The sequence below is a fragment of the Phragmitibacter flavus genome, assembly GCF_005780165.1.
In the GTDB taxonomy this organism is placed as follows: Bacteria; Verrucomicrobiota; Verrucomicrobiia; order Verrucomicrobiales; family Verrucomicrobiaceae; genus Phragmitibacter; species Phragmitibacter flavus.
Genome location: NZ_VAUV01000014.1, coordinates 13,313 through 25,771, shown reverse-complemented (window position 1 = coordinate 25,771; position 12,459 = coordinate 13,313). Strand labels below are relative to the sequence as shown.

At 48.0% G+C, this 12,459-nt stretch carries 12 protein-coding genes; all 12 read right to left on the bottom strand.

Annotated features, from left to right (window positions below):
- Positions 1-2 precede the first annotated feature (2 nt).
- The 12 genes from FEM03_RS18015 to FEM03_RS17960 all read right to left on the bottom strand — a co-directional run bounded on the left by FEM03_RS18015 (position 3) and on the right by FEM03_RS17960 (position 12,303).
- Positions 3-1,007 (bottom strand): glycosyltransferase, encoded by a 1,005-nt coding sequence (locus tag FEM03_RS18015; protein ID WP_240772834.1) that lies wholly within the window; start codon positions 1,005-1,007, stop codon positions 3-5.
- Positions 1,008-1,426: 419 nt separating this feature from the next.
- Positions 1,427-2,005 carry a class I SAM-dependent methyltransferase gene (locus tag FEM03_RS18010; protein WP_166442970.1) on the bottom strand — a complete coding sequence of 193 codons (579 nt, stop codon included), beginning with the start codon at positions 2,003-2,005 and terminating at the stop codon, positions 1,427-1,429.
- A 295-nt stretch (positions 2,006-2,300) separates the two neighbouring features.
- Positions 2,301-3,059, bottom strand: coding sequence for a class I SAM-dependent methyltransferase (locus FEM03_RS18005; RefSeq protein ID WP_138087684.1), 759 nt, complete (start codon positions 3,057-3,059; stop codon positions 2,301-2,303).
- Between the two features lie 374 nt (positions 3,060-3,433).
- Positions 3,434-4,240, bottom strand: a complete 807-nt coding sequence (locus FEM03_RS18000) for a putative nucleotide-diphospho-sugar transferase (protein ID WP_138087683.1) — start codon at positions 4,238-4,240, stop codon at positions 3,434-3,436.
- 45 nt (positions 4,241-4,285) lie between these two features.
- Positions 4,286-5,263, bottom strand: coding sequence for a glycosyltransferase (locus tag FEM03_RS17995; protein ID WP_138087682.1), 978 nt, complete (start codon positions 5,261-5,263; stop codon positions 4,286-4,288).
- Positions 5,264-5,371: 108 nt separating this feature from the next.
- Entirely contained in the window at positions 5,372-6,367 is a 996-nt protein-coding gene (locus FEM03_RS17990; RefSeq protein WP_166442969.1) for a glycosyltransferase, read from the bottom strand.
- 8 nt (positions 6,368-6,375) lie between these two features.
- Complete coding sequence (locus FEM03_RS17985) at positions 6,376-7,098, bottom strand: FkbM family methyltransferase (protein ID WP_138087680.1); 723 nt, start codon at positions 7,096-7,098, stop codon at positions 6,376-6,378.
- A gap of 1 nt (position 7,099) precedes the next feature.
- Positions 7,100-7,981, bottom strand: coding sequence for a glycosyltransferase family 9 protein (locus tag FEM03_RS17980; protein WP_166442968.1), 882 nt, complete (start codon positions 7,979-7,981; stop codon positions 7,100-7,102).
- A 264-nt stretch (positions 7,982-8,245) separates the two neighbouring features.
- Positions 8,246-9,397 (bottom strand): acyltransferase family protein, encoded by a 1,152-nt coding sequence (locus FEM03_RS17975; RefSeq protein WP_138087678.1) that lies wholly within the window; start codon positions 9,395-9,397, stop codon positions 8,246-8,248.
- Positions 9,398-9,418: 21 nt separating this feature from the next.
- Positions 9,419-10,576 carry a glycosyltransferase family 4 protein gene (locus FEM03_RS17970; RefSeq protein ID WP_138087677.1) on the bottom strand — a complete coding sequence of 386 codons (1,158 nt, stop codon included), beginning with the start codon at positions 10,574-10,576 and terminating at the stop codon, positions 9,419-9,421.
- A gap of 31 nt (positions 10,577-10,607) precedes the next feature.
- A complete protein-coding gene (locus FEM03_RS17965; RefSeq protein WP_138087676.1) occupies positions 10,608-11,624 on the bottom strand; it encodes a glycosyltransferase family 2 protein in 1,017 nt (338 codons plus the stop codon).
- Entirely contained in the window at positions 11,614-12,303 is a 690-nt protein-coding gene (locus FEM03_RS17960; RefSeq protein ID WP_138087675.1) for a class I SAM-dependent methyltransferase, read from the bottom strand. The genes FEM03_RS17965 and FEM03_RS17960 overlap by 11 nt, the downstream gene beginning before the upstream one ends.
- Positions 12,304-12,459 lie beyond the last annotated feature (156 nt).

Here is a 12,459-nt window from a genome sequence, read left to right as displayed (position 1 = left end):
AATCAGCCTGCCTTAGCGACGGCAACCGAACGCCGACCGCCGAACTGCTCCAGTAGACCCCCAAAGACTGCCGGGTCAACCTCATTCAAAAATTCGTAATCAGGCAAAAACCGCTCTTGATCCACCACTCGGGAATAGCTCGCATACGGACGCCATTCAATCTGCGCCAAATCATGGGTCCACGGACGCCCGGCAGAAATTTCAGAATTCCTCACCGTTTCATTTAGCCGGGCTCTGGTAATTTCATGCGTAATTGATTCCACAGCCCACTCCCTCGGCTCCAACTCAGGCGCCAACTCAAGCAATCGCAATAGATCGCCGCCCAAATGGCCCGGTCTCAACAACAATCCCGTGCGCCTATTGATGTGCGCTGCAGATCCCACGTGCGCATCCGCCCTCATGCCCAGCGCGCAACCAGCAAATAGCGCTTCCACCGCAGCTACACACCCTCCTTCCCGGCGACTAAAAATGAGCGCCACTTTGGCATTGCACAAATGATTCGATACCTCATTAATTCCCAGTGACTCATAAAAGCTAAGCCTCTGCCGGACACCATAAAACTGAGCAAGCCGCTGGATGTAACCCATGTCCCGTCCCCCTTCCTTCTGCCCGATCAGCACGACAGAAAGATGATCTGGCAACTCCCCTAGCGCCTTGAAAAATTCCCAGTGCCTTTTAAATTCACCCCAGTTGGCCACCATAATTATATCCGTCTCACGCTCCTCAAATTTTTTTGGCGTAAACACTTCGGGATTAATCCAGTCGCACGGCAACAAACCGGTGCTGATCAGATTTGGATGCAATTCTTTCACCTGCCACTCCTCCTGATGATTGCTCACCTGGACAAACAGTGACTCCGTCAACTTTGCCCCCGCAAGACACAACAGCGCGTAATCCGTCGGCGACCAACTACTGGCAAAGACCAGATGATAGCTTTGCTGCAGTTTCTTAAGTTCCAAATCACCAAGACCCAAAAGCATCCGCGCCAAATTATACTCGAAATACATCAGCAACACCCCTCTCTCCTCTCGCGAGGAAGGTGACTTCAACACAATACTTCGCGTCAAACCGGGGTCCTTGCTCAAAACACCCTCATAACGGCCACTGCGTCTTACAATGCTTGCCCAAACCTCGGGGTTGTCGAAACCACGGCACATTCGCAACCATTGCTTCACTGGCAGCCAAATTCCATACGGGGATGCAATCTCGAGCCCTCGCACATACCGCCACAACCGGGACTCCACATTCCCAGAAAAGCACCCCCAAACTGCACAGACACTCCCAGCCAAAGCACGCAACATGGCAGAATGCTTAATGCTGTCAGAAAAGCGGAGCTTCAATTCTCGCAGCTTTCTCCGACCGTATTTCTTATCACTCATATCATCAAGCGCCTACCGAGCCTGCCACCAAATGTAAACCATCAAGGTCACGATACAACACGACGCTCAAAAATCGCAATGTTCGGAGCATACGCCCACGGTCTCCACTCCGGGCGACTCGCCAAAATATGCTGACATAGGAAATTTACCCCCGAAAACAAATCTACATCGTGAAAGGCGACAAACCCACCCGGTTGAACCAAACTGCCCCATGCCTCAAAATCGTAGAGCGCATGCAAATATTCATGCATGGCATCTATAAACACCAGGCTTATCGGCGCACCGTTCCAAATTCTGAACGCTTGATCGGAAGCCGCCCTGATATGGCGCACATTCCTCAAATTCGAGGTATGCTGCCGAAACAAGCAAAAGTCTTTCTCATGCCCCCCTTCACCAAGATACGGATCCACTGCAACTACTTCCCTATGTAACCCAGCCACCAAAGCCAACGAACGAGTGGTGACCCCCCTGAAACTACCGATTTCAATAATCGGACCACCCAACTCATTTGATTCACGAACCGCTTCAAGCAACAATTCGACTTGCGCCGATGTCACGCTGGTATGCTCAAGCTTTGCACCAAGATCAGAAGAAATAAATTTACCCTCAACAGTGAATTCAGGCACTAAAGATCGTCTGCGCAACAGTGCTAAAGTCTCATAAAATCGCCTCGGTATTGTCCATTTAATTAATCGAACAATACTCCCGCGAGGCATATCGCGATACTTAGATGGGCGACGCAATGTATTTAAGCACATATGGAGTAAATGTGGGTGATCTACTCTAACTCTACTGAATCTCCTGGGTGAGGAATTTTCGCTTTATTTGTCTACTCGACTACAAGCACCAGGTCAAAGCCAACCGCAATTTTTCACAAGTATCAACTACTTTTTGGACCCCAAGCCCCACTCACTTCAGACGTCAGCGAAGTTTCCTCAAAACCAGCCATCCTCTGGAAGCGTTCCTGTCCTCATCAAGGGCTGTCAATAAATCAGCTTCTGTAAGACTGCTTGCGACGGACCCGTAATCCTCTGCGGCTCTCTTGCCAACTTCTAAAAATTCATGCGAATGCGTTCTCGCAAATCGTTCGATCATTGCCTTCAGATCATCTCCAAAATCGACACCTTTACGCTCATGCATTTCGATCACGCAGTTGGCCCTAAGAAGACTTCGACATTGGACCGGGTTGATTAGGTCCCACTCTCCCCCCTCAATGTCACAAATGATTAACCCTCTGGAATCCTCATCCTCAAGCAATTGGTTAAGAACTGTGTGGTCACAGAGCTTCCTCTGAATCACATTCCCAACTTTATGCAAATCCACTAAACGCCGTTGCGCTCGAGTAGCAAGTGGATCAATATCGAACGAATAGATCACAGATTTAGTCAACTTTGAACCCAACAGGACGGAGTAGTATCCCTCGGCAGAGCCCACGTCGATCACAAGGTCTGGAGGATCGGCAAAAATTTCCTCCCAAACATGATGCAACTCCGATTCATAGCTTCCCAGCCATTTGGGAACTATGGGACCGCAAAACCCAATCTCATCAAGGTAGGCCATCCCTTTAAACGGGCCACTCAACACACGAGGCCTCTCCGTTCCAAAAAGCAATGGCTTCACCCGCTCTTGAAAAGCTCCATATCTTTTTCGACAACGCCAGTAAAGGCGAAACGAGAACATAGACTGGCTGATAGCCGGGTTTAGGCGGTCTAAGAAGGGTTTGAAGTGTCGCCAAATGAATCCAACCATATAATCCAAAAGATTTTTGGTGCTAAGTAGTCCAAGAATGCTCCCAATTGGAGAGATAAGTAGATCTTAGATGCCAGTGCCCTTTCCAAATCGAATCGGCACCCCGTATCCATGCGAGGCGATAAATTGGACTGAGACCTACAATGGATATAGAATTCACAACCACTACGCACCTTTTATTCAGACACGACGTTTTCAAAAACTGCATCGAAAACTGTGAAGTGCGAATGTTCTAATTTGATATTTATCTACCTTCACTCTCAACGCACGTGCTTCGACCCTTGACAAAAACGCACAAATTCATTTTAGGTCAATCGCCGCAGCCTTCGAATGATTGCATCCCAAATACCTTCGTAACCCAGGTCATTCATTCGCACTGCGACCGTCTTCAGTCGATGGAAAATCCAAGCACCGAAATACTTTATGGTTACAGGGCCGAAATAGACTGGTGGATGTCCAGTGTCATGCCCAAACAACTTCCCTAACTCCTCGACATTCCGGCTACGATCATGAATTATCTTGGCTACCGCGAATCCTCCCAATACTACTGGATAATTTGTGCGGAAATTATACTCATGGGGCAAAATGTAGTGCATCAAGTCGCTGTGGAAGAGGGTGTATCTAAAGGCAGGTTGATCCACCTTCCTCTTGTGCCGGAATGTCGTCATGTAATTGCTCTCCCACTCCCGGAAGAATGCCCGGGTCTTTTCATTGTTGTTATACACTACTACCCCGGTATTTAACGCAGGAAATGCCTCAGGAAATTCCTCAAAAGCATACTCGTTGCGGTAAACCTCATGGGAGATTGCAATGTCGTATTTTTTCAGGGGCCAGAAGATATCCTCGCATGAACTGCACATGAAAGTATCCGAATCCAAAAACAAGGTCTCTTCATAAGGGGAGTTGGCCATCGCCCTCATCTTTGCGACTCTCCCGAGTTCGTCAGATGGCGCAGGGAAGACCTGATCAAAGAGGTGCGAAGAATCAAGGTTTTGATCCGTCCAAATTGACATGGGGATTGACGGCATGACCGAGCGAACCGAAGCCGCCGATTTTAGCGCCTCAGATAAATGCTTGCTGCCGGTGGCAACATAAATGATTCCTCGTTTCATGGCCTCAGGGGCTATCTTTAAGCATTAATCGTTCGAGGTCAGACATCAAACGGATCCGGCATTCGAAAGTCCTAAAAGGCAGTCCCTTCCACACACCCACAACCGACGAAGTCTTGTTCCATGTGGCAGACTGTAAGTTTTCCGACTTAGTGGGAAGGGGTAACGTAAAATGCTCGCTACAATATGTTTCAGAGCCTTCGTGTGGTCAGGCAGGTCGCGATACATGCCGGATGCCTGGTAATGAAAAAAGGCGTGCACTTTCGACCAAAACAAAATATTTCGCCACGGTCGAACATCTGAATCTTTCACCGCCCGAAGGCATTTTAACATGCCTGGCAACTGCCGGTTAGGATCTGCACTCATGTTCAAACCATGAATCGTATAATTTAGCAACCGTGCGTTCATTCGGCAGATCCGATATGAGCGGGAAACTCTGATGAAGAATTCCCTGTCTTCACTACCAAGTCGCCCATACGAGACATCAAACAACCCCGACCTCTCAAACACCTCACGTTTGATTAAAGCGAAGGGCAGAAACCGCTTGTGTGGCCTCGAAAGAACTAGGTCTTCCCAAACAACCTCCACGTCTTCGCCTTTTTTGTCTGCAACGCCCGCAACGATCACCTTGCCGGTTCGATCAATAACATTTTTCTCGCAAGCGACGACCCCGTATTCAGCCGGGAGTTCAGCAAACTTTTTGACCATCTGACTGACAGCAAATGATTCCATCCAGTCATCCGCATCCAAAAAAATGATGAATGCACCTTTCGATCTAGCAATACCTTCGTTTCTGGCACCAGCCAGACCCTGATTTCTTTGGCTGACCAACCGGACTTTCGGTTCAAACCTAGCCGCTAACATGCCAGTCGAATCTGTCGACCCGTCATCAACAACAATCACCTCTATTTCTGGATGATCCTGCCCAAGCGCAGACTCAATCGCCCGGACGATGAAATTTTCATAGTTGTATGCCGGGATAATGATTGAGACACTCAATTCACTGTGGGTTTTTTTATCTTCCATTTTCAACAGATTCCAGATCAATCTGGCTGATTTTTCACAGGGTATTCCACCCTATATACTCCGTAAAAATGCTGCGTCGACCGAGCAATCAACTAATCGTCATTGGACTCAACAAATTCTTTTTGAGCGTTTCTTTTGAAGCGTATACTGGCAATGATACAACGCTATCAGGGCCACTGTTTTGACCGCTTGCTTCCACTCATAAATTCCTCCAGAACCCAAAAGAAATCTGAGCGACGCCGATTCAGCCAACCGCTCCTTAAGATCGCTGCTTTTACGTCTCTCAATTGCCTGTGCTAGCAACCCCTCGAGGTTCATGGCCGTATGCCCTCTTAACATTCTTAGGAGTTTACGCGTAAAATAGATCCGGCTCAGTTTTGCCAATCTTTCGGCAGTAATTTGATTCTGCTTCGCAGGCGAATCGGTCCGCATCCTGCACACAAACCGGGTGAAGTTTGAATGCACCTCCGGCTCATACCAATAATCTTCTTCTTGCGCGAGGGCCCGGCCTGTTTCTGCCACATGCACATCATAACACTCTCCGCTCATTGAGAGATCCAAGTTGCTTTTCAGCGACCAAAAATAGCTCAAGTTTCCTAGGCCGAAACCGAAGAAGCACTCTTCGATTCTCTCTTTCAACTCAAGGCGGCGACCAACATCTCCATACAAATCACGCATGGGCTCACGCCCGGTGTTTGTTTCTATTCCTGCTTCATCAAGATCAATAATTCGGTAATTTCTAACAAGAATTCTAGCTTTGGCATCATTCAAGACCTCAACATTTGAACTCAGAAGCCTCTGGTCATACCAATTGTCGTCTTCCAAAACACATGCATAGGTGGTATCCTCAAAGAACGGAGCTTTTCTGAATGCATAGTTGATATTGAGCACTCTCCCCAGATTGCTAGAATTAGGTTGGTAAACCACCCGCTCATCATGAAGGCGTTTCACCACCTCTTCACCCTCACGCCCCTCGGAATCATCCAGAACCACTGCCCGCCAGTGAATGTGGTCCTGCAAGAGCAGTGACCGCAAAGCCCTTTCGAGCATGACGGGCCGCCTGTAAGTGGGAACTCTAATCTCAACGATAGACTCGTTATTCATAGGGAGATTCATTTAACCCTGACAAATAGGCCGTTGCACCAGGACAAAGGGTGACCGCGCCTGGCCTTTTGATAAAAGTCCACCAATTGATAACCTCTGGATTGGAGGAAATCCATCACCTCAGTCGCACGACACTGTCCTTGATACAAAGCGTCAAAATTAAGTTCCAGCAGAATGGCTTTCACCCTGCCGTCACAAAGAAGTCGATCTGCTCCCCGCAGAACGGCTAATTCAAATCCCTGCGTGTCCAACTTTAGAAGGTCAATATGCGCCACGCCTTCATCCTCAGCAAATTGATCCAGGCGCATAACCTTTACCTTCTCTGTGCCGATGCTTTGATGCGAGGCTTTTGGCCCGGCTTCATCGATTTGCAAAAACGAATTCAGAACCGATTCTTCATATAGGGTAAACTCGCTGGTGCCGTTCTCATCGCCAAGCGCGAATGGATGAACGTGCACGCTTGGAGGTCGATGCAACTTGGCCAATACATCAAGATTCGCGCGAGCCGGCTCAAACGAATGAATGATGCACTCCGGAAAGATGGATTGATATTCTCGAATCGTTTCACCCCAGTGTGCTCCAACATCAAAACATGTCGGATCGTCCTTCCCAACGACCAGACGCAGATCGTCTCTAAAATGGCAACCGGTGATGGGGTAAGAACAATAGCAAATCGTTCGATTAAACCGCTTTAATATAAGCTTCGGGAAATAGCTAAATAGTTTTGACATGTCAAATTGCTTTCATTGCAAATCCGGAGGCGGTGTTACTCCCTTTTTTCAAAATTTTATGTATTTCCTCCACGACCATTTTGGGTGTAATCTCTCGAAGACAGCGCCGATCATAGGGGCATGGAGTGCGCAACCAACACGGGGCACACTTCACCTTAGTTCCAAATTGATGCGCTAGTGGGTAGGGATGATTGCCCAGCTCGTATCCACCAACGATGATAACTGAGGGAATTTGAAAGGCGTGGGCCAAATGCATCCCACTGGATACCGGACCGACAAATAGACTAGCCCTCCTAATCGTTGCAACGTATTCATTGATGCTCGTAGCTCCCACCATCGTCCTAAAGCGTGGATGTCGGGGAGGTGATCGCAAAACACTCTCATTCCCTACCTCAACAATAGCCCATTCTGTCGGAAGCATCTCAATTAACGACTTCCAGTTCTCCCCGATCCACTGTTTGTTCAACGTCCAAGCGCTCGCAGAGGTCTGAACAACAATAACAATTCGGTCATCTGCCACTTCTACATCCTGCTCAACAACATATTTCTCATCAAGGAGGATGGGAAACTCTAACAATCGAACCCCCAGTTCTCTTCCCATTTGTTCAATGATTGGGAACCGGTGTTTCGCCTGGTAACGAATCCCAATGCCCGCAGACGGGAGATTGCCTTCAGTGAATTCCACAATCTTAACTGCCCCTCGCCCTCCACCTATCACGTTAATATGTCGTGCATGAAGCGTGATATCAGCTTGAGGAAATTGCTTTACGAGGCCCTGCGCCGCACCCAAAACCATTATTTCATCACCCAACCCTGATGCAACTGACCAAATATGAATCGGTTCGCGACGCCAGCGTGGAAACAGACTACGCCAGAACCACACTAGGTGGCGAAGACAATGTTGACGTCTTAAGGCCACTAATCTCCAAATTCTTCCTATTGGCGTCGCAAAGCTCATTGTCGGATATCTAAATCTATTGGGGCTCCGTCTTACCCATTCGTCGCATCACTTCCATTTTCGAAGTCTTATATACTCATCATCAGGATCCCAGAGAAAGCTAGCATTGCAAGATCACAGGTTTTCAATATTACTCAGCGAATCTCCCTGTTTGGCTCACACATCTGGTCGATTGAGGTTTGACCAGATTTACGAACTAGTGCTCCAATGGCCATGCCATTGGAGCAGCCGTTCCTGCCTCCAATGCTCTATCCGACGATCAATTGCCAACATATAAATAAGAGATATTGCTCCACTTATAGCGCATACGGTCAACCAATGGGCCGCAGAACTGATAAATCCCGCTTCCAAATAGGTTTTGAATTCGTCAACCTGTGTCAGCCTGATAACCGAGATATGCACGAGATAAATTGGATACGAAAATTCGCCCAAAAATCGATCCCATTTCACCGACTTGGTGTGATGAAACAGTATCGGAAGTGCAATCAATATCAACGCGAAGAGAGCAATCTCTGCCCCTCGATAACTTACCTCAGACCAGTAGCGATAGAGCCCAAGCCAGGTGATCAGGGCCACAATTACGATCGTCAAAGATTTTTTATCTCTGGAAAAACCCATCCTGGCCGTCCATCGAAACAGGCGCCACGAAACAATTCCCAATACAAAATACCCCGCTTGAAACGGAACCCAAAAATCGATCGCGGCGGACCAGAGTGGCCCCAATCGGATAAAGTGGGTCGCTACGACGGTCGGCAAAATCACGAAACACAAAAGTTTCCAAGTCGTGACCCTGACCAAGAACGGAGCGGCCAGATAGAACATGAGCTCACAGGATATTGACCATGCATGCGACATTGGGAATGCACTCCATCCCCGCCAATCGCCAACTGTCGTGACAGGCCCCGAAACGGGAACTAGCCCGTTGCCACCCTGATACGAAAACAAGTGCATTAAATCCACACCGATGCCGCTGACCTGACAAAATCCATAGACTGCCAGAAGATCAATCCTGCCTTCAGTGGACAACTGTTTGCAACGTTCCACCCACATATCCCACTGGATTGAGGCCCCGTGTTCCATTCCCCACGCTAAGACAAGTTCCAAAATAAGTGCCGTCCACAACGCCGGGAAAATTCGATAACATCGATTGGAGTAGAACAACGACAAATTCACCCTGCTATTAATCTGGTATTTGTCTGAAAGGATCAACGCCATGTAAAAGCCTGACACTGTGAAAAAGATTTTCACCGCGAGGTTACCGTTGATCAAAGTCAATTGATTTGCTGGCATGGTGTGAGCCGCCACAACAATCAGTGCCAGAATTAGTCGGAACGATCCCATCTTATACTCCCTTCGAATATCCTATACCCTATGGTCAGTGACCATGCCTTTTGAACCGAGGGTAGATGTGAGTCTCTCATACCGCAGGCAGACTTCATTCATATCCGGATGTTGTTTGGCAATTTCAAGGCTTCTCATCCCCATAACTCTCCTCAATTCTTTATCTTGTCCGAGTTTGACAACGAATTCGGCAGCGGCTTCGTGATCTTTGGGACTAAACAGGAATCCATTAATTCCATGCTGCACCAGTTCGGGAAGCGCGCCTGCATTGGTGGCCACAAGAGGTTTTCCTCGCATCATTGCCTCAAGACATGGCAAACCAAACGACTCAAACAGCGACGTTGTGAGATAGATGCCACATTGTAGATACCGATCAGCAAGTTCATCCTCGCCGAGGAAACCTTCGAAAATTACTCGGCTTGCCACATCAGGGTCGGCCCGCAATCGGAACGCACGCTCGTAGAATCCATCGCGGTCCAGCCCGACGAGAATTAATTTCCACTCCGGCAGTTCTCGGAGAAAAATTTCGGCAGCGTCAAACATGACATCCGTGCCTTTGCGAGCCATCAGAGCGCCAACACACAGAATTGTCTTGCTGGATGGCTCTGCAAATTTTGGTTGCCGCACTGGTGGAAGAAAATGCGGCACTACACACACGCCTCGGACATTGCCAAGGTTCGCCAACTTTTTCGCATAGTATTTGCTATGCACGATATTGATTTTTGCCCACCGGCATGCCAAATGTTCTAACTTCGCTAGCGCTCGCTGTGGCCGGGTCATCGGTAACCCTTGTGCCTCTAATGAATCTTCCGTCGATGTGTGATGACGAAGCGCCACCGGCAGGCGCAGCAAAATTGGTATTGCACCCAACCCCTCCCAATTAGGAATTTCAATCCGACTGAAATGGTATTTCCGATGCAGGATTACCAGCACTATTCCTAATTGGACAGACTCGATCCATGCGGGGAACAGTTTCGATGCAATGCGGACAAATTTAATCGGGCGATTGTGCACCCATACCTTCCCATCGACGAAGTCATGGACATGATGAACCCTAGTCGCAACAACATGCACCTGATGGCCCATTGAGGCGAGAGCTTCTGCATGATTTGCTGTCGAAGAATCAATTCCACCATATGGCTCTGATTTATATCGAGGACAGACAAAACAGAAATTCATTTTGGTTTATGGTAATCCCCTCTTAAAACCCTTAATTCTCACCCAAAGCACCTAGAAACAATTCGGCGGACTCTGGAGTGACAATAGTTCCCTTACGCACCCTGCACCCCTTCAGAACTCTCCTAAAAAAAAGACGCCGATCAAGCTCCCAAATAAACTTTCCCTTCATGACAAATTCAATTGGTGACTTTCGCAATTGATACAAAAACCAGCCGGTCCCATTCTCATAGCGCCGCCAGGCAGCATCGGATAATCGCCGCATCGCCTTACTGTCCAAGTTCCACTGTTGCCTTAGGAGCGCCTCGTTCCTCTGGACAAAATCAACAAAAATTCGATGATAAGTCCTGTATCCATCAAGGCTCCAGGTTGCTGACGCCTGACCTTCGTGAACCCTCCAAGTTGCCAGACGGCCCGGCACATGCACTGCTCCGCCGTGAACACTAGCTCTCAGTGCCCAGGCCCAGTCACCACTGATGCCATATGTGACGGGAAATTGCCCTGCAAGATCAAACAGCTCTCGCTTGAACATAAGTCTGCTAAAACTCCCCCACGTCACTCCGCACAGCGCCATAAGTGCAAATTCATACCATCCTGCGGTGGCAAAGCGATCGCCATTCATTCGAGATTTTATAATCTTATCGTAGATTGTCGGTCCTTTTCCAATCTCTCTCCCATCGGCATCGATGACCACGCATTCACAAGCAGAGACCATGGCCCCGGGAGAATCTTTAAAACCAGACAGTAAGGTTTCGAGAAGCATTTTGTCTCCAGTGTCGTCAGCCGTGGCGATGTGGACATATTCTCCCTGAACACGCTTCAAACATTCATTCCATCCAGCGTATAGTCCTTCTCTGGGAACTTGATAGAGCCGCACGCGTGGATCACCATCGAATGGTTGTAAATATTCCCAAGTCCCGTCATCCGAATAGCTGTCACAAACAATCAATTCCCAATCATTTACCGTTTGGGCAAAAATGCTGTCAATACGCTCCTCGAGAAATCGCCGTGCATTGAGAGTCGGAAGGCAAATGGATATTTTAGGCACCATTCTTTACGGCCTCCAAGTTGAGACTCACAGGAATCACCGTCTCGCCGACTTTAAGGACTGCGGTTGAGCAGTCGGTTGCCTTACCCAATCCAACATTAGACGGATTCCATCTCCTCACGTCTTCAAACCCGCCGTTTTCCAACATGCTTTTCAAGAAGGTTTCGTTGAATGTCGTGTAGTGGAAATTTTGTGCGTAGTCTTGCCCGCCCATTAGAACACCTTGTATGCATTTGATGTCATTTTGTGATTTGGCATATGCGCTCAACACAGCATCAAAGTCTGGAACCGCTATTCTCAGTATTCCTCCAACTTTCAATACACGACGCCACTCAGAAAGTGTCTTTTCAATTTTCCTGTGCGAAATATGTTCCAAGCAATGACTCACATAAATAAGGTCAATGCTTCCGTCTTTAAGAAAGGGGAGTCTATCCACATTGGCCCGATGGTGAACATGTGGATGCGCCCGTAGATCCACATTAATAAATCCTGGGAGTTCCAAACTTCCACAGCCCAAGTGCACGAACAACATGTTGTCAGAGTTCTTAGGGTATTTATGTAAACCGCACAGGTTTTTAAGCTCCCACCGAACGAGATTTATAGCGTTGTAGTAAGAGAATCGATACTGATCTCTCAAGCTGCTGGGCAGCAGCTTTTTAATACTTTGGAGCGGTGATGTCATTTATAAAGATGGTTTGATTCGTTTGGCTCGCGAATGAACTTGTTTTCTCCACCGTCTCATGTCGCTTGATTCAGGTTCATGGGAATGACGTGTTTTCAATTCGACTATGTTAAGTTCCTCCACCAGGAGAATCATGTGATAAGAAGAATGGCTTAA